This window comes from Pseudomonas sp. MUP55, assembly GCF_034043515.1.
GTDB lineage: Bacteria > Pseudomonadota > Gammaproteobacteria > Pseudomonadales > Pseudomonadaceae > Aquipseudomonas.
This window is the reverse complement of the sequence record NZ_CP138214.1, coordinates 860,062-881,590: the sequence shown is the minus strand read 5'-3', so window position 1 is coordinate 881,590 and position 21,529 is coordinate 860,062. Positions and strand designations below refer to the sequence as shown.

Here is a 21,529-nt window from a genome sequence, read left to right as displayed (position 1 = left end):
TGTTCTCTGGTTCTTCGCGAGCAAGCTCGCTCCTACACGGTTATGTTTGGCCGAGGGCTTGTGTCATGATGATCCGACCGCAGGTTAGTCGTCCTTCTCCTATATGAATAGATCTTCCGCGTTGCTCCTTGCTTTTGTCTTCCTCAGCGGCTGCCAGGCCACGGCCCCCGTGTCGCCGGACAGTACACCGCCGGTGGAAGACACCACGCCCGCCCCTGAAAAGCCCAAGGTCTATTCCTCGTTCAGCGAAGAAACGGTCTACAGCCTGCTGACCGCGGAACTCGCAGGCCAGCGTAACCGCTTCGATATCGCGCTGGATAACTACGTCACCCAGGCGATCAATACCCAGGATCCTGGTATCTCGGAGCGCGCGTTTCGCATCGCCGAGTACCTGGGAGCAGACCAGGCCGCGCTGGATGCATCGCTGATCTGGGCGAAAAACGCCCCGCAAGACCTCGAAGCCCAACGTGCGGCCGCTGTGCAGTTGGCACGCGCCGGGCGCTATGACGATTCCATGGTCTATATGGAAAAAGTCCTGCAGGGCAAGGGCGACACGCATTTCGACTTCCTTGCGCTGTCAGCCGCCGATACCGATCAGGACACCCGCAACGGCCTGATGAAGAGTTTCGACCGCCTGCTGCAAAAGCATCCCAAGAACAGCCAGCTGATTTTCGGCAAGGCCCTGCTATTGCAGCAGGACGATGAAGCCGACGCCGCGCTCAAGCTGCTGGAGCAGAACCCACCGGATGAAGGTGAGATCGCCCCGATCCTGCTGCGCGCACGCCTGCTGCAGAACCTCAACCGCGGCAAGGAAGCGATTCCGCTGCTGGAAAAAAGCATCAAGAAGTATCCGGACGACAAGCGTCTGCGCCTGACTTACGCACGGATGCTGGTTGAGCAGGACCGCATGGAAGACGCCAAGGTGCAGTTCGCCAATCTGGTCCAGCAATACCCGGATGACGACGAGCTGCGCTATTCCCTCGCGCTGGTATGCCTGGAAGCCAAAGCCTGGGACGAGGCCAAGGGTTACCTGCAAGAGCTGGTTGCGCGCGAAAGCCATGTGGACTCGGCGCACCTGAACCTGGGCCGCATCGCTGAAGAGCGCAACGACCCGCAGGCGGCATTGCTTGAGTACGCCCAGGTCGGCCCGGGTAACGATTACCTGCCGGCGCAGTTGCGCCAGGCCGACATTCTGATGAGCAACGGCCGTACCGACGAAGCGGAGAAGCGCCTGGCCGCGGCCCGCGACGCCGAACCGGACTACGCGATCCAGTTGTACCTGATCCAGGCGGAAACCTTGTCGGCCAACAACCAGGGCGAACGCGCCTGGAAACTGTTGCAACAAGCCTTGCTGCAGTACCCCGACGACCTGAACCTGCTCTACACCCGAGCCATGCAGGCAGAGAAACGCAATGACCTGGCACAGATGGAAAAAGACCTGCGCCTGATCATCAAGCGCGACCCGGACAACGCCATGGCCCTCAACGCCCTGGGTTACACCCTGTCCGACCGCACAACCCGCTATGCCGAAGCCAAGGTGCTGATCGAACAGGCCCACAAGCTCAACCCGGAAGATCCGGCTGTGCTCGACAGCCTGGGCTGGGTCAATTACCGCCTGGGCAACCTCGACGAGGCCGAGCGCCTGCTGCGCCAGGCGCTGGAGCGCTTTCCTGACCAGGAAGTCGCTGCGCACCTGGGCGAAGTGCTCTGGGCCAACGGCAAGCAACGCGAAGCGCGACAAATCTGGGAAAAATTCCTCAAGGAACAACCCGAAAGCCCCATCCTGCGCGGCACCATCAAGCGCCTGACCGGATCCGAGACCCTATAAGCTTATGTTCCTGCGCCACGTTATCGTTTTCAGCTTCATCGCCCTGCTCGCCGGTTGCGCGGGTTTTGGCTCCCGCGAATCCGTTGAAGGCCAGGGCAACCCGGCACAATGGCAACAGCACAAGGATCAGCTCAGCAGCATCGACGGCTGGCAGATCGAGGGCAAGGTCGGGGTGCGTGCGCCGAAGGATTCCGGCAGCGGCACCCTGTTCTGGCTGCAACGCCAGGACTATTACGATATCCGTCTGTCTGGTCCGCTGGGTCGCGGCGCGGCTCGCCTGACCGGCCGGCCGGGGCAAGTGAGCCTTGAAGTGGCCAATCAGGGGCGCTACGAAGCCACATCGCCGGAAGAACTGCTGGAGCAACAGATCGGCTGGAAACTGCCCGTGTCGCACCTGGTCTGGTGGGTGCGCGGCCTGCCGGCACCCGATAGCAAAAGCCGCTTGAGCCTCAATGGCGACAGTCGCCTGGCCTCCCTTGAACAGGATGGCTGGCAGGTCGAGTACCTGAGCTATGTACAACAGAACGGTTACTGGCTGCCCGAGCGCATCAAGCTGCACGGCACCGACCTTGACGTCACGCTGGTCATCAAGGACTGGCAACCGCGTAAATTGGGGCAATAACGTGACTGCAGCAAAACTCACGCTCCCCTCTCCCGCCAAACTCAACCTGATGCTGCACATCCTGGGGCGCCGTGAAGACGGCTACCACGAGTTGCAAACGCTGTTTCAATTTCTCGACTACGGCGATGAACTGACCTTCGCCGTACGTGACGACGGCGTGATCAAGTTGCACACCGAATTCGAAGGCGTGCCCCACGACAGCAATCTGATCGTAAAAGCCGCGAAAAAACTTCAGCAACAATCCGGTTGCCCGTTCGGCATCGATATCTGGATCGATAAAATCCTGCCCATGGGCGGCGGTATCGGTGGCGGCAGCTCGAATGCCGCGACCACATTGCTCGGTCTCAACCACTTGTGGCAGCTCGGCTGGAACCATGATCGCCTCGCCGAACTGGGCCTCACACTCGGTGCCGACGTCCCGGTTTTCGTGCGCGGGCACGCCGCATTTGCTGAGGGTGTGGGGGAGAAACTCACCCCCGTAGAGCCCGAGGAGCCGTGGTATCTCGTGCTTGTGCCGCAAGTATCTGTAAGTACAGCAGAAATTTTTTCAGATCCGTTGTTGACACGTAACTCTTCTCCCATTAAAGTGCGCCCCGTTCCCAAGGGAAACAGTCGAAATGACTGCTTACCGGTTGTAGCAAGGCGTTATCCAGAGGTACGTAACGCTTTGAATTTGTTAGGTAAATTTACCGAAGCAAAATTAACCGGAACTGGAAGTTGTGTGTTTGGGGGCTTCCCAAGCAAAGCTGAAGCTGATAAAGTCTCGGCCCTTCTTACAGAGACCCTTACAGGGTTTGTAGCAAAGGGAAGCAACGTTTCGATGTTGCATCGCAAGCTGCAAAATCTGCTCTAAAAGGAATCGAGTGTTAGGCACTCGTTGCAACAGATACAGGGGCGTCGCCAAGCGGTAAGGCAGCAGGTTTTGATCCTGCCATGCGTTGGTTCGAATCCAGCCGCCCCTGCCATTTTCTAATACTCATCCAGGTTACCCTCAGCCTCTAGGTACTGCGCGTGTCCAAGATGATGGTCTTTACGGGGAATGCCAACCCCGATCTGGCTCGACGTGTCGTACGTCAGCTGCATATCCCCCTCGGTGACATCTCTGTCGGTAAGTTCTCCGACGGCGAAATTACAGCCGAGATCAATGAAAACGTTCGCGGTAAAGACGTCTTCATTATTCAGCCGACCTGCGCTCCGACCAACGATAACCTGATGGAACTCGTCGTGATGGCTGATGCCTTCCGCCGCTCCTCAGCGACTCGAATCACAGCTGTAATCCCTTACTTTGGTTATGCCCGTCAGGATCGCCGTCCGCGCTCCGCACGTGTGGCTATCAGCGCGAAAGTCGTTGCTGACATGCTGACCGTGGTAGGTATCGATCGTGTTCTCACGGTTGACCTGCACGCTGACCAAATCCAGGGGTTCTTCGATATTCCGGTAGATAACATCTACGGCTCCCCCGTTCTGGTGGATGACATCGAAGACCAGCGCTTTGAAAACCTGATGATCGTGTCCCCGGACATTGGTGGCGTCGTGCGTGCACGGGCTGTTGCCAAATCCCTGGGCGTGGACCTCGGTATCATCGACAAACGCCGCGAGAAAGCCAATCACTCTGAAGTGATGCATATCATCGGCGATGTCGAAGGGCGTACCTGTATTCTGGTTGATGACATGGTCGACACCGCCGGCACCCTGTGCCACGCGGCGAAAGCCTTGAAAGAGCACGGTGCCGCAAAAGTCTTCGCCTACTGCACACACCCTGTGCTGTCGGGCCGAGCGATCGAGAACATCGAGAACTCCATGCTGGACGAACTGGTGGTGACCAACACCATCCCGTTGTCCGCTGCAGCTCAAGCCTGTTCGCGTATCCGTCAACTGGATATCGCACCGGTAGTTGCCGAAGCGGTTCGCCGCATCAGCAACGAAGAATCGATCAGCGCGATGTTCCGCTAAGGGTCAAACCTTCGGAGCATTTCACTGACGAAAAGCGCCCCGCCCCAGCATTCCGCTGGGGCGGGGCTTTTTTGCCCATGTCGAGTTCGGCGCTGGTCGCAAACGCCCCTCGATGATGGCTATTTTGGAGATACAACATGAACGATTTTACTCTGAACGCTCAAGCGCGTACTGACCTGGGGAAAGGTGCGAGCCGCCGCCTGCGTCACGCCGCCAACATCCCAGCCGTTGTTTACGGTGGTAACAAGCCTGCTGAATCCGTGACCATTCTGGCCAAGGAAATCGCCAAGCTGTTCGAAAACGAAGCGGCCTACAGCCACGTTATCGAACTGAACGTCGATGGCACCAAGCAGAACGTGATCGTTAAAGCCATGCAGCGTCACCCTTCCAAGCAGTTCATCATGCACGCTGACTTCGTTCGCGTTGTAGCTGGCCAGAAACTGACCGCTATCGTGCCTGTGCACTTTGTTGGTGAAGAAGCTCCGGTCAAGAAAGGCGGCGTTGTTTCCCACACTGCCACCGAGATCGAAGTAACCTGCCTGCCGAAAGATCTGCCTGAATTCATCGAAGTCGACCTGTCGGCAGCTGAAATCGGCACCATCATTCACTTGTCCGACCTCAAAGCGCCTAAAGGCGTTGAGTTCGTTGCACTGGCTCACAACGACGACAAGGCTGTTGCCAACGTCCACGCGCCACGTGTTGTAGCTGAAGACGAAGCAGGCGAAACCGCTGCAGAGTAATACTCTCTGTAACGTCGGAGCTTGAGGAAACATCGCGGACCGAAACGTAGCGAGAAAGCGGGCGATAACGCGGCGTTTACTCTTGAGTAAATGATGTAGTGTCGTTCACTTTCGCCGCACCGCGGTCTGGCGATCTTATCCACAACTCCAAAGGAAGGGCCCCTGTCGTGACTGCCATTAAACTGATCGTTGGCCTGGGAAATCCAGGCGCCGAATACGAACAGACCCGGCATAACGCGGGGGCCCTTTTTGTTGAGCGCATCGCCCACGCCCAAGGCATCAACCTTGTGGCCGATCGCAAATATTTTGGCCTGACCGGGCGTTTCTCGCACCAGGGTCAGGATGTTCGTCTACTGATACCCACCACCTACATGAACCGCAGCGGCCAGGCTGTCGCGGCGCTTGCGGGCTTCTTCCGGATCAAGCCCGAAGAAATCCTGGTGGCCCATGACGAACTGGACTTGCCACCCGGCGTAGCCAAACTCAAGTTGGGCGGCGGGCATGGCGGCCACAATGGCCTGCGCGACATCATCGCGCAGTTGGGTAATCAGAATAACTTCTACCGCCTGCGGCTCGGCATTGGCCACCCGGGCGTTGCCAGTATGGTTTCAAATTTCGTCCTGGGTCGTGCGCCACGCGCCGAACAGGAAAAACTCGATGCCAGCATCGATTTTGCCCTCGGCGTGCTGCCGGATATCTTCGCCGGTGAATGGAACCGTGCGATGAAAAACCTGCACAGCCAGAAGGCCTGACTTTTACCGAGGGGAAACACCATGGGATTCAATTGCGGCATCGTCGGCCTGCCCAACGTCGGCAAATCCACCTTGTTCAATGCCCTGACCAAGTCCGGTATTGCGGCGGAGAACTTTCCCTTCTGCACCATCGAGCCCAACAGCGGTATCGTGCCGATGCCGGACCCACGCCTGGACGCGCTGGCCGCTATCGTCAACCCCAAGCGCATCCTGCCGACCACCATGGAATTCGTCGACATCGCGGGCCTGGTTGCCGGTGCGTCGAAAGGTGAAGGCCTGGGCAACAAGTTCCTGGCCAACATCCGCGAAACCGATGCCATCGCCCATGTGGTCCGCTGCTTTGAAGACGAGAACGTGATTCACGTCTCCAACAGCGTCGACCCAAAACGCGACATCGAAATCATCGACCTGGAACTGATCTTCGCCGACCTCGACAGCTGCGAAAAGCAACTGCAGAAAGTCGCGCGCAACGCCAAGGGCGGTGATAAAGACGCCGTAGTCCAGAAAGGCCTGCTGGAACAACTGATCGCTCACTTCACCGAAGGCAAGCCTGCTCGCAGCCTGATGAAGAACATGGGCGCTGACGAGAAGGCTGTGATCAAGGGTTTCCACCTGCTGACCACCAAGCCTGTGATGTACATCGCCAACGTCGCTGAAGACGGCTTCGAGAACAACCCGCTGCTCGACGTGGTCAAGGCCATCGCCGACGAAGAAGGCGCCATCGTGGTACCGGTGTGCAACAAGATCGAAGCGGAAATCGCCGAACTCGATGACGGCGAAGAGAAGGACATGTTCCTTGAAGCCCTGGGCCTGGAAGAGCCGGGCCTGAACCGCGTGATCCGCGCCGGCTACGAAATGCTTAACCTGCAGACCTACTTCACCGCCGGTGTCGAAGAAGTACGCGCATGGACGGTCAAGGTCGGCGCCACCGCGCCACAGGCCGCCGGCGTGATCCACACCGACTTCGAAAAAGGTTTTATCCGCGCTGAAGTGATCGCTTACAACGACTTCATCCAGTACAAGGGTGAAGCCGGTGCCAAGGAAGCCGGTAAATGGCGCCTGGAAGGCAAGGAATACATCGTCAAGGATGGTGATGTTATGCACTTCCGTTTCAACGTTTAATATTACTTGGGGGTTTACGCCGCCCACAAGAAAGCCGATGCAGTGCATCGGCTTTTTTGTGGGCTATTTTTATGATTTAAACTCGCAATCTCAGACATAGCTTAACCAATTACAGAGTTTTCCTATTCAATTATTTACTTTTTATAAAAACAGTAAGCACTCCATTCACAATCAAACTTATCCTACGTAGTCCAGGCAAATAACGACCGCCACAATAAGTGACACCACTATAAACTCAGCTCTACTGGAGCGCGGCGGCAATCGTATTCCTGGTAGTGAAGCACTGATTATTATGGAGTGATCATTCGATGTTGGGAGTCGACCACCTGGAAAATGAAACAGAAATTTCCATAATTGATGATCCCGATATTGAAAGCATCTTGAACACTACTGCTACGCTCAATATTGACATTCTGTTGCTGGGGGAAACCGGCACAGGCAAGGATACCTTGGCGCAACGAATTCATCGTCTATCCGGCCGACGAGGTAACTTCATCGCAGTGAACTGCGCAGCTATTCCGGAAAGTCTGGCCGAAAGCCAATTATTCGGCGTCAATAGCGGCGCCTATACCGGAGCGATGCAATCACGCGCCGGTTTTGTCGAGGCCGCTCACTTGGGTACGCTGTATTTGGATGAGATTGATAGCATGCCCTTGAGCCTGCAAGCCAAATTGCTGCGTGTGCTGGAATCGCGCGGCGTAGAGCGTCTGGGTTCGACCCGCTTTATTCCTGTGGACATGCGCGTTATAGCGTCAGCCCAGTATGCGTTACACGAAATGGTGGAGCAAGGCACCTTCAGGCGTGACCTCTACTTTCGTCTGAATATCGTCAACATTCAGCTCCCAGCTCTGCGTAATCGACGCGAACTTATCATTCCCTTGTTCCGGGTAATGATCCGTGAGGAGGCTGACCAGTTCAAATGCGCGCCGCCGCCACCGCCGTCTGGAGAATTGCTGCAACAGCTGCTGTGCCACCCTTGGCAGGGCAATGTTCGTGAGTTGCGCTCGACCGCTAAACGGTTTGTATTGGGCTTGCCGGCCCTTTCGAACCCTGGAAGCGAGCAATGCTATACACAGACTAACCTGAAAGCCCGTTTGCAGTTCATTGAAAAGATATTGATTGAAGAGTCTTTATGTCGCCATCAGCACTGCGTAGATACGGTGGCGGTGGAGCTGGGGGTACCAAAGCGTACGTTGTATTACCGACTGAAACACTTAGACATATCGTTGAATCAGGATTAACGGCTGCTGTCCTGGCTGTCAGACTTACTGAACAGCGCACGGCTCAACAGGGCGAACGTGACGAAGAGAACAGCCGGAAAATTATGTAACACTTTGAAATGACAAGACTGGAATATCCGGAACCAATTAGTTTTGCAACACCACTCATTTAGCGGCCCTAGATGGATAACCATGAACTCTGGCATTCGACCTAGGCCACCATGACGAAAACGTTCAAATTGAAAATTGGAGATATAACCATGATTCAAGGTTCCGGTTCCTATCCGTACTATGGCGCTAACTTATTCCCTAACGCTGGCAGTGGTATCGAAGGCAGTATGGAAAATGAAAAAATGCGCGCAGAAATGGACCAGCTTCAAGCCGCAAAAGACTTGAATGACGCGAAGAAGGCCAGCTACGACAAAGCGACCATTCAAGCGCGAAATTAATAAAATACGTCTCCCCGACTCGTTTGTCGGGGAGATGGCAATACCCCAAGCAGCCATGCCCCGGATTGTATAACGGGCGCTTATCCATCAGTATTCATACGCGTGGTTCTATATGATAATTAAAGAGGTTGTAGAATCGAATCGTAGAGATTTCAACAGTAATGAGCATGCCACCGCCCCTGCGGCTTCCAGTGCGGATGTGGACTTCTTCAAGGCGGCACTTACCCAGCAAACCTGGCCAAGCACCGCTTCCTCGCAACGTTCAAACATATTAACCATTGCTTCCTCAGAGCTCGCTCATACAACAGACCAGTTAAAAAAAACCCTAAAAGCTATCAGCAAGAACGGAAATGACGAGTTGCTCGGAAAATTCCCTAATCAGCTTTCCAATGCATTATTCCAGTCGCAAATTTTGGTAAAGAGCCTTGGCAAGGCGACCCAATGCATTGATAAAATTTCTAACTTGCAGTAAATCGACATGAATCGTTTGCTCTCCGTTGCGTTACTGTTAGCCCTGGCGTTTATGCTTAGCGGTTGCGGCGACAGTGTGGAACTTCACAGTAAGCTTACCGAACAAGAAGCAAATGAGGTCATTGCCGAGCTTGCCGACAAGAACATTCGCGCTCAAAAATCATCCGCCAAAGATGGCGTTGTAGTTGCAGTCAATGCACAAGACATCGGCCGTGCAGTGCGCACCCTCGAAGCGGCAGGTTTACCTAGATTAGCGCGGACGACCTTAGGAGATATATTTCGAAAAGAAGGCGTTATTTCAACGCCCTTGGAAGAACGTGCTCGCTACATCTATGCCCTCTCGCAAGAGCTTGAAGCCACTTTATCCAATGTAGACGGTGTGATTGTCGCACGAGTGCACGTAGTCCTCCCCGAACGTATCGCTCCAGGGGAACCCATTATGCCAGCATCCGCTTCAGTTTTCATAAAGCACGACGTACGCCTCGACCCTGACAATACCCGAGCACGTGTTCGCAGACTGGTAGCAAGCAGTCTCCCCGGCATGACCTCAGCCGTGGACAACCCGCAAAAACTTGCCGTGATATTTATACCTGCGACGGCGTATCAGGAAAAGCAACAGATGGCTTATTTCGGCCCGTTTCTTGTTCCTGAAAATGACGTCGGGTTCTGGCGCATCAGCGTTACATTCTTGCTGATTGGTTTGGTGCTAATAACCAGCAGCGCGCTTTTCTTACACCATCGGCGACAACAAGCATCCTTGGCGACGCTACCAGCTGACCATCCGATCTTATGATGCCTGGTGGAAACGACCCGGTAAACGAGAACGTGGCCTGGGCTCAATGGTGGGCATTCCCATGGCGATGCGCCCACCAGGACTGGAAGACTGCCGATAAATACGCTGCCCTCGATTGGCTTTCTCGCATGAGCGTACCGGTGAACCTCAATGCTATCGGTATTGCTCCTTGCTTACCTGCTGCGCCTACTCCCACCCTACTTCGACTGGTTCGTGCCTCATCCGAACAACTCAATTTAATACTCTTGCTGATTCATTGCATGTTCAACCCTACAGCGGCGCCTCCATTGAGCAAAGATAATCAGCTGTGGTGCATGCGCCTTTCCAAGGCGCTTCCCCCGGGCATGCTGTTGCCCAATGATGACCCGCTACAACTCCTACATAACTGGCTCGAACCTGCTATCTGGCATCGTCTGAAACTGCGCTTCCCTTATACACGAGTACTCGAAACAGAAAAAAACCACGCTTCATTTGAAAATGGAAACGGCCGATTGGACACACTTTGCCAAGCGTTCGTTTGGCGTGCTACGGCCATTACCGGTGCTGACGCGCACTCTCATTCAAACGAGCACGGAGATAGCGATGTTCTGTAGACACAAGATTGAAATAGATAAGGACAACCTTGGACTACCGCCAACCCTCATCTCACGCCAAACCCTTGCTGACTTTTCGCAGGCCAGTCAGCTGTTGAACCGCACCCAAGCCCAAGCCAATCAGTTGATGGCCCAAGCCAATAAAGAACGTGAAGCAATCTTGGAGAGCGCCGCTTTTGAGATATGGCAGCGCGCCGACGCCCAGCTCAAGCGCTGGGAAAATGACCGTCAGCAAATGTGCGACAACCTGGAACGGTATGCCACCGCGGTCGTCAATAAAGCCATTCACAGACTGCTCGACGAATCGGTAGAACCAGAACGTCTGGCATCTCTGCTCAGACACTTGGTAACGCTTCAGCTTCCAGAGGTCAACGCGATACTGCTTTGCCATCCACCTGAAATGAAAGTTGTGAAACAGTACCTCGCTAGTCAGCATTCCAAGTATTGGAAGCTTCAGCCTGACGAGAGGGTAGAGTCTCAAACCCTTGTGCTTCAAACAGAAGAGGGTAACTTTCGTATCAGTTGGAATTCAATGCGTGAAGCGCTTGAAAAGCGTCAGAACTCGTAGTCAAAAAAATAATTCCATGTAGGATTTCTTTCAGAAGCCCTGAATAGTGGAACTAGTTCCCAGAGGAAACCACAACCAAAGCGACCGCAAAAACACATGAGGAAAAAAATATGAATTTTTTTAAATTGGCGCCTCAACTGTCAAACAGCCGCAGCGTTGTCGATAAACAATTCGATAATGCGATGGAACACGCTGTGCAAGATCCCGAAAACCTGCGAGAACTCTCCGCGCTGTTTGGAAAATTATCGCGAGACGCTTTTTATACTCAGTTAGCACAGCATGAACAAGGCCGTGCCGCTCATATGATGTACAAAACGACGTTTGATAGCTTTCAGTAATTGAACAGTTTACTTATCAATTGGTTTAACGGTCACGAAGAACAGATCCATTTGTGCGAAGGCGATGCTGAAATAGTCATGCGGCGTTATGGCAGCACTTTGTACTTAAATGTCCAACTGACCCAACATGCACCTGATGATTGGCAACTGCAAACATGGATGTGGGTGGGAAGCGCAAGCCTGAACCGTTTCCAGGGCGCGCTCGCTCGAGCACCCGTCACTGGTGCGCTCTGGCTAATCCAGTGTTTGGGCGCTGATCAAGGCGAAGAGCACCTGATTGACTCTCTTGAAGCCATGCTGAACCAACGCGACGCGTGGCAGGCCGTGGCAGCACGCCTTGCCTCCCCTCGCAAAAGCGTGCCTCCCACTTCACTACGATCACTGACATATTAATCAGAGAACTCTCCATGCATACGCCCTCCCCCAAGCTTGAGTATGTGCAAGCGAACCCATCAGGCACCTCATCAAAACGAGCTCGTTGGGGTTGCTTAATTGCGATGCCTTGGTTGCTTAACCCTATCGGCACGACGCTGGCCGCCACCCCCACGGAATGGAAAAACACCGCCTACGCCTATGAGGCCGAACACAAACCTCTGCGCCAAGTACTCGAAGACTTCGCCCAGACCTTCGGCACGCAACTGCAAATCGAGGGCCTGCTGGAGGGCGACGTCAATGGCAAGATCCGAGCGAACACCCCGCAGTCACTGCTGGACAGGCTTGGCGTCGAACACCGTTTCCAATGGTACATGTACAACAACACGCTATTTATCAGCACGCTGGACCAACAAGAGTCTGCACGACTGGAAGTTTCTTCGGAGACGGTTTCCGACCTCAAGCAGGCGCTCACCGATATCGGCTTGCTCGATAGCCGATTCGGCTGGGGCGAGTTGCCGGAAGACGGCATCGTGTTGGTGTCCGGCCCCAAAAGCTACATCGAGCAGATCAAGCAATTCAGCAGCCAGCGTCGCTCCGCAGATGAAAAACAGAGTGTGCTGACGTTCCCGCTGAAGTTCGCCAATGCCGCAGACCGCCAAGTAGAGTACCGCAGCGAAAAAATTGTTATCCCTGGCGTCGCCAGCATGCTGCGCAAGCTCTTGGAGCCGCGCTCTGCCACTATGCTTTCCGGCCTGGCTCAACGCACCCCGTCCCAGTCCCAGCCCGCACCTGTCACGCCCGGCTTTGCGCGCCTGAGCAACCCGCTGCTGGGGCAGATGCTCAGCGCACCTACGCCCCCGGATACCGGCATGTCGATTACGCCTCGGGCGCCAGTGAGCACCAGCCAGATCCGCGTCGAGGCGGATGTGCGTAACAACGCGATCCTGATTTATGACTTGCCGGAGCGACAAGCGATGTATCGCGAGCTGATCAGCCAACTTGATGTCGCGCGCAAGCTGGTGGAAATCGACGCGATCATCCTCGACATCGAGCGCACACAATTAAATGAGTTCGGTACCCGATGGGGCTTTCAGAACAGTCGCTTTCGTGGCGGCGTCAATATGGCGCCCGGTACCGCCTCGCAACTATCGATCGGACGCAGCGATCGCTTTTACGCCGATATCCGCGCGCTGGAATCCCGCGGGCTGGCAACCATGGTCTCCAACCCCTCAGTACTGACCCTGGAAAACCAACCAGCGGTCATCGATTTCAACCGTACTCAATACCTGACTGCCGGTACTGAAAACGCGACGATCCTGCCCATCACCGTGGGCACCAGCTTTCAGGTGATTCCTCGGGTAATCACCAGTCGAGGTGGTCATCAGATTCATCTGGCGATAGACATCGAAGACGGTAACTTCGACGAGTCCAACCCCGAGCGTATGGGCCCCGATGTACGCCGGGGCAAGGTCAGTACCCAAGCCGTGATGGCGGAAAAACGTTCGCTGGTGGTGGGTGGATTCCACGTCACGGAAAACACCGACAAACAAAGCAAGGTGCCTGTGCTGGGCAACATACCGTTGCTGGGCAAGGCGCTGTTCTCTTCGACCGAACGGCAGAACAATCGGCGTGAGCGACTGTTCATCCTGACGCCGCGAGTGATCGGCGATCAGTCTGACCCTTCGCGCTATCTGCCTCAGGATGATCAGGTCCAGTTGCAGGCCGCGCTCAAGCCTTTGGCACGGCGCTACGCCCCGCATCAGCCAGTGATCAACCGCAGCGATATCACCAGCACCCTGGCCCATCTGGTCAGTGGCGAGGTGCCCAAGACGTTCAAGGCCGAGCCCATGCCACTGGGGCTGAACACGTTGTGCAGCACCCGAGACTTGCTGGCGCTCAATCCAGAACGCAGCCAATGGTATGCGGGCCCACAGTACAACGTGGCGGTAGTGGTTCTGCGCAACCAGTTCAAGCGCAATGTGCGCATCGATGAGAAGGAATGCAGCAATTCGCAAACGCTGGCGGTCACTGTGTGGCCGCACGCCTGGCTCAAGCCTGGTGAAGAAGCCGAAGTGTTTATCGCCATGCGTCCTGTCATCAAGGATGAACACCTGAGCGTGCCCCGCCCTTCCCTGATCACTGCACCTTCAACCCGGACACCCTCGCCATGAACCACCGTCTGATGCATGCCACGCTGATGGCTGCCGTACTGCTTGTTGCCGGTTGCACACCGACGTGCAAAGGCGACTCCTGCTCACGTCCGCAATCGAGCAACGATAAAATGGTGGTCTGGTGGCCACCCCACATGCGTGCCGAGCCCGGCCCGGCCGGGGAGCGCTCGGACTATCAAACGGTGTCCCTGGAGCGATGAGCATGGGGGCATCGACAGACCCTCTGAACCGCCAGATGCTCATCGACGACCTGGTGAGCGGCCGCCCCGCTCATCAGCAGTTGTGTCCGGGGATTGCATTGCGCTCGAGCGATGCGGGCACACGCAAGGGCGTGGCCTTGCAAATCGAACGCGTGGCCCTGCAAGCTGGACAGTTGGAGCGGGTACTGGAGCGTCGCTTTGAACAGGCGCTGGCGTTTGACGGCTGTTACCTCTATCTGGACAAACAGGGCGCGCTGGTTATCTGGCACGCCCTGCCCACACAGCCCCAGGCGCTGGATAAAATGCTCAGCCGGATGCTGTCTCTGGCCAACTTGCACGCTCTGGACCTTTCGGCCACACGCTGATCAGCGCTGCTCGAGCTCCGGCAATGTGAGGGTTTCACGCTTGGCTTCGTCGTCCAGCTCACGCAAGGTACGGTAGATCAACGCCACAGCCTGCAACGTTTCGCGGGGAATCGGCGCACCGAGCTTTTTCTCGTAAAGGGTCCGAGCCAGCCACACGCACTGAATGACCGGAACATCCGCCGCCTTGGCGCGGTCGATCAACTTGCGCGCCTGTGCATCCGTGCCCTTGGCCACCAACTGCGGCAACGGCGTTTTGCCGCGACGGTAATACAAGGCGACGGCAAAGTGAGTCGGGTTGACGACCAGCATGTCCGACTCCTCCAGCTTGGGCAACTTGACCTTGGGTTCTTCCTGCGCCAGCTGATACGCCAGCGAACGGCGCTGGCCCTTGACGTGAGGGTCGCCCTCCATGTCTTTGTACTCCTTGACCACTTCGACCTGGGTCATGCGCATACGCTTGGCAAAGAAATACTTTTGCAGGGTCAGGTCGATCAGCGCCAACACCAGCAGCAATCCGAGACAGGCATGGAGCAGATAGCGAAACAGTGCAATCAGCGCCAACAGGTAACTTTGCAGATCGCTGTTGGCCAGATTGATCAGGGTGCCCAGAGAGGGCCAGACCACCAGGTACACAATCAGCCCCAACAGAAACGCCTTGGCCACGCTCATCAACAGGTTCATCACCGACTGGGCGGAGAACATTTGCTTGAGCTGGCTCATGGGGTTTACCCGATTGAAATCGAGCTTGAGGGCATCCGGAGCGAACAGAAAGCCGATCTGCATCCAGCTGCTGATCAGTTTCGTGGCAATCGCGACCCCAACCATCAACAAGGCGAACGATAAAAATACGGTCACCCCATCGAACAGCACTTCTTCCAGCGCTCGCACAAAGGGCTGATTGATCCGTGAGATCGGTAACACCATCAGGTGTTCGAAACGTTGCAAACTGCGTTGGGCGGTATACAACGCGATTTCGCTGATAGCGGCCAGCGCCAGTAACTTACCCACATCCTGGCTCTGGGAGACCTGGCCTTTCTTACGCTGGTCACGCAGCTTTTTGGCCGAGGCAGGGTGTTTTTTCTCTCCCGAGTCACTCATGGCATCACTACCTTGAACAACAGCCCAAGGGAGTGCTTGAGGCCACCCAGCAGGCTCATGCGCCCGACGATCAAATCCTGCAACAACGCAAAATACAGCAAGAGAACACCAATACCCGCCAGGCTCTTGACTGGCGGAGCCAGCGTACTCACCTGCAATTGCTGACTGTAGACCCCCAGCAGCGCGATGCCGAACTCCAGCAACAGCAACACGGCGATGAAGGGTGCGGCGTAAAGCATCATGTGCATGAACGTATCCCCGAGCAGCGCAATAAATACGCTGAACCCATTGGGCCCCGGCAGCGGGAACCACACCGTCGGTGGCCAGATCAGGTAGCTATCCCAGATCACCTGGGTCAGTGCGCCAAGCCCCAGACTGATCATCAACAGAAAAATCGCCAGCTGCTTGAGCATGTGTCCGATGGGCGTTGCATCCGGGCCCAGCGATGGGTTGAGCTGGCCTCCGGCCAACGCGCCTCGCTGGTTATCCAGCAGCGCGCCCACCGACTCGAACATCCAGAACGGCATCGACAGCAACACGCCCAGCAACACCCCAAGGGCCACCTCCTTGAGCGCCAGGGCGGCGAGCATGAGCGCCGAGTAATCCAGCCCCTCCAATGCGGCATGGATGCCTGGCGCGGGGATCAGTGCAATGACCATCACGATCGTGTGCCGGGGCATGCCACGAATATGTTGAAAACTGAAGGCCGCGACCAGTAACGCGCAGGGATAGATGCGCGCCATGGCGATCACCAGACTGGGCAGAAACTCGAGATACAACAGCACAGAGCAACCTCAGTGGAGGGCCGAGCGGCCGATCATGTCGAACGTCAGGTTGATCAACTGGATCAACTCCACGCCGATCCAGCGTCCGGTCATGATCAGCGTGACCCCCACCGCCACCAGCTTGATGCCGAACGGCAGCGTCTGATCCTGCACCTGCATCAGCGCCTGGACCAGCGAGGTCAGCACGCCCACTACCACAGCCACGATCAGCGGTGGTGCGGTCAATACCACGACCAGCAACATGCCCTGCTTGAACAATACGATCGGGTCCATAGTCGGCTCAGAGATAAGAAAGGAACAGGCTGTCGAGCAGCCGCGACCAGCCGGACACCATCACAAACAGCAGCAATTTGAGCGGCAGGGAAATGGTCATGGGGGAAACCATCTGCATGCCCAGCGCCAATAAGAGGTTGGAGACAATCAGATCAATCACGATAAAGGGTATGTAGATCAGAAAGCCGATCTCGAACCCCGCCTGCAGTTGCGACAAGACAAAGGCAGGAACCAGCAGGATCAGATCTTCACGCTGGACCTCCTGGGCCATCTGCGCGGGCCAGAGGCGGTGGGTATTCTCCAACAGGTGGGTGAGCACGTCGGGGTCGACATTGCGCAGCATGAATGCACGCAAGGGCTTGATGGCCTCTGCGCCTGTCTGCAACACCATCTGCACATTGCTCGTGTCCAGCGGAGCGGTCTTGAGGCTTTCAGCGATCTCATGGCCCACCGGCGCCATGATAAACAGCGTCGCGGCCAATGCGATGCCGTTGATAGCCATGCTTGGCGGCACCTGCTGCACGCCGATGGCATTGCGGGTAATCATCAGCACAATCACGATCTTCAAAAACGATGTGCAGATGATCAACAGCATGGGCATCAGCGTCAGCGTGGCAAGGAACAGTGCCAGAACGAGGGGGTCCAGCCCCTGAAGTATCATCGACCGAAAAGCACGCGGGACAATTGCAAGCCCAGGCGGCCGTCGACCTCCACCAACTGCCCCTGCCCAATCGGCCGATCGCCGTAGTACAGGCCTGCCAGGCCAGGCGCGTAACCGGTAAGGCCCAGCACGGAGCCTGGCCCCAGATTGCGCAATTCGCCCAGCGTGAGGTTCAGTGTGCCGCAGCGAACATTCAGCGCCATACTCAACTCGTCAAAGGGCTCGTGGCCAAAGATATCCACCACCGGCTCATCCTGCGCATCCTCGGAGTAGGCATGCGCTGCAAAATTGTCGTCCACAGACGTGTCCTCGATAGAAGAAAGAGTCAGGCACATAGTCCCGTTTTCATCGTCAATAACGCCCCGCAGCCGGTGCCTGCCCACCTGGACATACCCGCTGCCCTGCGCCTGAAACAGCGCGAGTTCGGGAACCAGCACATCACCGGCGTGCAGGCCGCGCACTTGTGCAATGGTCAGGCGCATGCGCCCCAGGGTGACGGCAACCGCCAGTTGGAACTGCGCTGGCAGGGGGGCTGCGATAGAGCACCATGGGGCGGCCTCGCACAGAGCGAGCAAACTGTCAGGAGCCAGCCACACATAGCCCACCACTCGCGAAGCTCCCAGGCTCACGCTGAGCCGGCAGCCAAACCCCGTGGGGCGGTCGGTATCCACGAGCCGCACATAACCGAACAGCGCGCTTATCTGCGGGCTCAGGTAGTGCTGAAGCAAGGCCCAGAACCAGGAATCCGGATCATTGCCGGCCTGGGCCAATGTCACCGGGCACTCGCCCATCAAGCTCAATTGCGGTCCCGGCTCGCTGAGCGCCAGGACCCCGCAGGTGGTTTCGAAGCACAATGACTGAACACCAAACGGCTCATTGCCAGGCTCGAGGCGCAATTCACCCCGCTGCTCGGCAACCTGGAACGGTAAACGCAACCCGCGCCCCAGCCGCCGCCGCGCGGCCACTGCGTCGGCCCTCACCCGGGGCAAGGCAAGAGATGGCAACATCATGCCGGCGCCGCATTCGCCACGCACAGCTCCACCGGGAGTGCCAGGCCTGAGGCGAGCCTCTGCTCACATTGGTGCCGTACGCCGTAGAGCCAGCTTGCCGTTGCGTTCTGCTGCGCCTCAAGCTCGATATTCCACCCAGCCCTTTCCCGACGAATACGCGCACTGATCCGTCCCAGACGCGGCAAGTACATGGCCACCGTCAGCGGCCACGCTGAAACGCCTTGCAGCCGAGGTACCAACTGCTCGGTCAGCGCCTCGACCATGACCCGATCGCCAGATGCCTTGATGCCGGCGTGTGAGGCGCTGCGGCCCGAATCCTGTTCGTCATCACCGAACAATTGGGTAAAGAGCTGGCGCTGCTCCAAAGGCACAGGCGCGCCCACCTCGTGGACACGGTCCTCGCGAGGATCGCGTCGACGTTGGCGTTCAGACGTGTTGGCTGAAATGGAGGTCATAGCGATTCCTGCGTGAGCAAATTGGCCAGCTCCTGGAGTTTTTCGACTTGACGCAGGCACGCGGTGACATGCTTCTGCGCCCTACCTACCTCTACTTCACGCTGTTCCTGCTGCCCTTGCAGGTGGTGCAACTGGCCCTCTTCACGCCGGGTGCCGGCAGACAGGCTTTGCTCCTTGCGGTTCCAGGACTTCAGCGCCTGGAAGCTCACCACTTGTCCCTGGTGTTCGCTCAGCAGTTGTGCGCATTGGCGTGCCTCTTCCTGGCGGGTTTGCTCAAGCAGGTCCTGCGCCTGCTGGATGTGCGCCACCAGCGCTTGCTGAGATCGCTTGGCCTCGCGCAGCGCACGCTCGGCACGATCGGCACGGTATCGACGCAAACGCCGCAAGGTTTCGATCTCAGCCGGCAACGATTCAGAATGGGACATAAGCAGTCAGCTCCATCAGTTGGTCGATGGTGGCGTCTATCGCGCAAGGCTCACGCAAGTCCTGGCGCAGGAAACTGTCCACCGCCTGGCGGCTGCTCACCGCCATGTCGGTCAGGGCATCATTGCCCGCCTGGTACTCGCCCAGCTTGAGCATCAGTTCAATCTGCTGATAGGCCGATAACAGCCGCCGCAGTGCCGTACCGGCCTGGATATGCCGAGGCTCGGCGACATTGGTCAGAATCCGCGACAGGCTGGCGAGTACGTCAACGGCCGGGTAATGGCCACGCTCGGCCAGCTTGCGTGACAGCACGATGTGGCCGTCCAGCAGCGAGCGAACTTCGTCGGCCACCGGGTCATTCATCGAGTCCTGCTCGATCAGCACCGTGTAGATCGCGGTTATCACGCCCTCACGCGTCAACCCAGCGCGCTCCACCAAGCGCGGCAGCAGGCTGTACACCGAAGGCGGCAGACCACCACGCCCCAGCGGCTCGCCCGCAGCCAGGCCGATTTCACGCTGCGCCCGCGCAAACCGCGTCAGGGAATCGATCAGCAGTAGCACCCGCTTGCCCTTGCGCCGAAAGCCCTCAGCGAGCGCCGTCGCGGTAAAGGCCGCGCGGGCGCGCTCCATGCTGGATCGGTCGGAGGTGGCGCACACCAGCACCGCCTTGGCACGCAGTTGGTCATCCAGTTCATGGTCCAGAAACTCGCGTAACTCACGACCCCGTTCGCCGATCAAACCGAACACAATCACATCGCACTCCACGTTCCGGGCGATCTCGGCCAACAAGGTGGTCTTGCCACAGCCTGCCCCCGCGAACAGTCCGACGCGCTGGCCTTCCCCCAGCGTCATGAGGCCGTCGATCGAGCGCACACCGGTAGACAGAGCGCGATTGATCCGCGGCCGCTCCGTGGGTAACGGCGCCTCGCACAGTACCGGGGTTGCGTCGGGCGTATCTGCTTCTGCGAACGCACTGGGTCCGTCGCCGGCAATAGGCCGGCCGAAACCATCCAGCACCTGGCCCAGCAGGTCGTCACCCACACGTACCCTGTGGGGCACGCCAAGGCGCTCCACGCCAGCGCCTACACTCACGCCCTCCAGATTGCCCAGGGCACTGAGCACTGCATCCTGCTGATCGAAGCCGATAATTTCGGCAAGCATGTAATCGCCAGGTTGCTTTTCCACCTGGCACAGATCGCCAATGCGTGCCTGGGGCAGACGGCACTGCATCAGCATGCCGTTGACGCGCTGTATTCGGCCGCGCATCGTGACTGGCGCAAAGCCGTTCAACGCCGCCGATTGTTGGCGTTGCCAGGCCTCGAGGCGCTCTTGCAACGAGCCGCTCACCAACGCACCTCGTACCGCTGCGCACCGTCGAATACCACTTTGCTGTTATCGATCAGCACCAGGCGCAAACCATTCACTTCGTCACCCACGAACAACCGGGTACCCTCCTCCAGCACAACGTGGCCATTCGGGCCGCCAATGATCTGCACGATCTTGAACGGCAAGGCGCCGTCGCGCGTGCGTACGCGGCTGATCACCGGCACAGCCGTTTCGAATTGCCCGGCAAATCGGTCGAGCATGCGCGCCACCAGGTCCGCGTCCTCCTGGGAAACATCACCGCTCAAGGAAATCTGGCCATTGATGACCTGCAGGCTGACCCGTGCGGTCAACTCGCGCTCGCTGAGCATCTTCAACAATTGCTGGCGCACCTCGAACGGCGAACCCAGTTCGGGCTTTTGAATCACTGGCGGCATCAGCGATGCCTGAGCCTTGCGTTCTCCACTGAAGATGATGCCGGCTACGGCGGTGAGCACCGCAAATGCAAGCAGCAGGCTAAGCAAGCGCTTTTGTTGGGACGATGGGATGGACGACAGCTTCAAGGCGAGCGGCGCCTGCACCGCAGACTCAGACGCGGCTGGTGCAGGCGAGGGTGCCTGTGGCCACGGCTGATCGGCAGGGCTGACGCACAAGCGAACGGAGCCGATTGAAAAGACCGTGTTCAACGCAAGCTCGGCGATCTGCGCCAGCACATGCCCTTTGCTGTCTTTAAGCAGCCCTGCCTCGGCCTGCACCGACCAGCAGCCATCGGCCAGCTGCAAACGCGCGTGATGCTCGGCAACCCCAGGATCGTTCAACAGCAGATCCGCATCCGCGTTGGCACCCACGCTCCACTGTTCACCAAACAACGGCAGCGCGGCGCCTTGATGCAAGCCATCCAGCACCCGCAGCTCGAACATCATGGGGCCGCCCTCGATGCG

The 21,529-nt window shown here is 57.3% G+C and carries 26 protein-coding genes and 1 tRNA gene; 18 read left to right on the top strand and 9 right to left on the bottom strand.

Annotated elements, in window-relative coordinates:
• Nucleotides 1-103 precede the first annotated feature (103 nt).
• The 18 genes from SC318_RS03790 to SC318_RS03705 all read left to right on the top strand — a co-directional run bounded on the left by SC318_RS03790 (nt 104) and on the right by SC318_RS03705 (nt 14,560).
• On the top strand, nt 104-1,828 hold the full coding sequence (locus SC318_RS03790) for a tetratricopeptide repeat protein (protein ID WP_320429712.1): 1,725 nt from the start codon (nt 104-106) through the stop codon (nt 1,826-1,828).
• A gap of 4 nt (nt 1,829-1,832) precedes the next feature.
• Nucleotides 1,833-2,450, top strand: a complete 618-nt coding sequence (gene lolB / locus SC318_RS03785; protein ID WP_065891723.1) for a lipoprotein insertase outer membrane protein LolB — start codon at nt 1,833-1,835, stop codon at nt 2,448-2,450.
• Nucleotides 2,451-2,499: 49 nt separating this feature from the next.
• Nucleotides 2,500-3,303 (top strand): 4-(cytidine 5'-diphospho)-2-C-methyl-D-erythritol kinase, encoded by an 804-nt coding sequence (gene ispE / locus SC318_RS03780; RefSeq protein WP_320431185.1) that lies wholly within the window; start codon nt 2,500-2,502, stop codon nt 3,301-3,303.
• Nucleotides 3,304-3,340: 37 nt separating this feature from the next.
• Nucleotides 3,341-3,415: transfer RNA gene (locus SC318_RS03775), tRNA-Gln, on the top strand.
• Nucleotides 3,416-3,461: 46 nt separating this feature from the next.
• Nucleotides 3,462-4,403 (top strand): ribose-phosphate pyrophosphokinase, encoded by a 942-nt coding sequence (locus SC318_RS03770; RefSeq protein WP_003208392.1) that lies wholly within the window; start codon nt 3,462-3,464, stop codon nt 4,401-4,403.
• Nucleotides 4,404-4,540: 137 nt separating this feature from the next.
• Nucleotides 4,541-5,143 carry a 50S ribosomal protein L25/general stress protein Ctc gene (locus tag SC318_RS03765; protein WP_320429711.1) on the top strand — a complete coding sequence of 201 codons (603 nt, stop codon included), beginning with the start codon at nt 4,541-4,543 and terminating at the stop codon, nt 5,141-5,143.
• A gap of 167 nt (nt 5,144-5,310) precedes the next feature.
• Entirely contained in the window at nt 5,311-5,895 is a 585-nt protein-coding gene (pth, locus tag SC318_RS03760; protein WP_003188350.1) for an aminoacyl-tRNA hydrolase, read from the top strand.
• A gap of 21 nt (nt 5,896-5,916) precedes the next feature.
• The gene (gene ychF / locus SC318_RS03755; protein ID WP_185708255.1) at nt 5,917-7,017 is read left to right on the top strand and encodes a redox-regulated ATPase YchF; all 1,101 of its coding nucleotides are present in this window, start codon (nt 5,917-5,919) and stop codon (nt 7,015-7,017) included.
• 308 nt (nt 7,018-7,325) lie between these two features.
• Nucleotides 7,326-8,258 (top strand): sigma 54-interacting transcriptional regulator, encoded by a 933-nt coding sequence (locus tag SC318_RS03750; protein ID WP_320429710.1) that lies wholly within the window; start codon nt 7,326-7,328, stop codon nt 8,256-8,258.
• A gap of 239 nt (nt 8,259-8,497) precedes the next feature.
• Nucleotides 8,498-8,686, top strand: coding sequence for a hypothetical protein (locus SC318_RS03745; RefSeq protein ID WP_320429709.1), 189 nt, complete (start codon nt 8,498-8,500; stop codon nt 8,684-8,686).
• 112 nt (nt 8,687-8,798) lie between these two features.
• A complete protein-coding gene (locus SC318_RS03740; RefSeq protein ID WP_320429708.1) occupies nt 8,799-9,158 on the top strand; it encodes an EscI/YscI/HrpB family type III secretion system inner rod protein in 360 nt (119 codons plus the stop codon).
• A gap of 6 nt (nt 9,159-9,164) precedes the next feature.
• The gene (gene sctJ / locus SC318_RS03735; RefSeq protein WP_320429707.1) at nt 9,165-9,950 is read left to right on the top strand and encodes a type III secretion system inner membrane ring lipoprotein SctJ; all 786 of its coding nucleotides are present in this window, start codon (nt 9,165-9,167) and stop codon (nt 9,948-9,950) included.
• 477 nt (nt 9,951-10,427) lie between these two features.
• A complete protein-coding gene (gene sctL, locus SC318_RS03730) occupies nt 10,428-11,111 on the top strand; it encodes a type III secretion system stator protein SctL (protein WP_320429706.1) in 684 nt (227 codons plus the stop codon).
• A 110-nt stretch (nt 11,112-11,221) separates the two neighbouring features.
• Nucleotides 11,222-11,449, top strand: a complete 228-nt coding sequence (locus tag SC318_RS03725) for a hypothetical protein (RefSeq protein ID WP_320429705.1) — start codon at nt 11,222-11,224, stop codon at nt 11,447-11,449.
• Nucleotides 11,450-11,842 (top strand): type III secretion protein, encoded by a 393-nt coding sequence (locus SC318_RS03720; protein WP_320429704.1) that lies wholly within the window; start codon nt 11,450-11,452, stop codon nt 11,840-11,842.
• Nucleotides 11,843-11,856: 14 nt separating this feature from the next.
• A complete protein-coding gene (gene sctC, locus SC318_RS03715; protein ID WP_320429703.1) occupies nt 11,857-13,995 on the top strand; it encodes a type III secretion system outer membrane ring subunit SctC in 2,139 nt (712 codons plus the stop codon).
• Complete coding sequence (gene hrpT, locus SC318_RS03710) at nt 13,992-14,195, top strand: HrpT family type III secretion system protein (protein WP_320429702.1); 204 nt, start codon at nt 13,992-13,994, stop codon at nt 14,193-14,195. Before sctC ends, hrpT begins: the two co-directional genes overlap by 4 nt.
• Nucleotides 14,196-14,197: 2 nt before the next feature.
• Complete coding sequence (locus tag SC318_RS03705; RefSeq protein WP_320429701.1) at nt 14,198-14,560, top strand: transcriptional regulator; 363 nt, start codon at nt 14,198-14,200, stop codon at nt 14,558-14,560.
• Here SC318_RS03705 and sctU read toward each other — a convergent pair whose 3' ends face one another.
• The 9 genes from sctU to SC318_RS03660 are packed head-to-tail and all read right to left on the bottom strand — an operon-like array spanning nt 14,561 to nt 21,508.
• Nucleotides 14,561-15,658, bottom strand: a complete 1,098-nt coding sequence (gene sctU / locus SC318_RS03700; RefSeq protein WP_320429700.1) for a type III secretion system export apparatus subunit SctU — start codon at nt 15,656-15,658, stop codon at nt 14,561-14,563.
• Entirely contained in the window at nt 15,655-16,443 is a 789-nt protein-coding gene (sctT, locus tag SC318_RS03695; protein ID WP_320429699.1) for a type III secretion system export apparatus subunit SctT, read from the bottom strand. Before sctT ends, sctU begins: the two co-directional genes overlap by 4 nt.
• 9 nt (nt 16,444-16,452) lie before the next feature.
• Complete coding sequence (gene sctS, locus SC318_RS03690; RefSeq protein WP_320429698.1) at nt 16,453-16,716, bottom strand: type III secretion system export apparatus subunit SctS; 264 nt, start codon at nt 16,714-16,716, stop codon at nt 16,453-16,455.
• A 7-nt stretch (nt 16,717-16,723) separates the two neighbouring features.
• Nucleotides 16,724-17,377, bottom strand: coding sequence for a type III secretion system export apparatus subunit SctR (gene sctR / locus SC318_RS03685; RefSeq protein WP_320429697.1), 654 nt, complete (start codon nt 17,375-17,377; stop codon nt 16,724-16,726).
• On the bottom strand, nt 17,374-18,387 hold the full coding sequence (locus tag SC318_RS03680; protein ID WP_320429696.1) for a FliM/FliN family flagellar motor switch protein: 1,014 nt from the start codon (nt 18,385-18,387) through the stop codon (nt 17,374-17,376). The genes sctR and SC318_RS03680 overlap by 4 nt, the downstream gene beginning before the upstream one ends.
• Nucleotides 18,384-18,842: a type III secretion system HrpP C-terminal domain-containing protein gene (locus tag SC318_RS03675; RefSeq protein WP_320429695.1), complete on the bottom strand. Its 459-nt coding sequence runs from the start codon at nt 18,840-18,842 to the stop codon at nt 18,384-18,386. The genes SC318_RS03680 and SC318_RS03675 overlap by 4 nt, the downstream gene beginning before the upstream one ends.
• Nucleotides 18,839-19,267, bottom strand: coding sequence for a type III secretion system stalk subunit SctO (gene sctO / locus SC318_RS03670; protein ID WP_320429694.1), 429 nt, complete (start codon nt 19,265-19,267; stop codon nt 18,839-18,841). The genes SC318_RS03675 and sctO overlap by 4 nt, the downstream gene beginning before the upstream one ends.
• Nucleotides 19,254-20,612: a FliI/YscN family ATPase gene (locus SC318_RS03665; protein WP_320429693.1), complete on the bottom strand. Its 1,359-nt coding sequence runs from the start codon at nt 20,610-20,612 to the stop codon at nt 19,254-19,256. The genes sctO and SC318_RS03665 overlap by 14 nt, the downstream gene beginning before the upstream one ends.
• Nucleotides 20,609-21,508 (bottom strand): FHA domain-containing protein, encoded by a 900-nt coding sequence (locus SC318_RS03660; protein WP_320431184.1) that lies wholly within the window; start codon nt 21,506-21,508, stop codon nt 20,609-20,611. The genes SC318_RS03665 and SC318_RS03660 overlap by 4 nt, the downstream gene beginning before the upstream one ends.
• Nucleotides 21,509-21,529 lie beyond the last annotated feature (21 nt).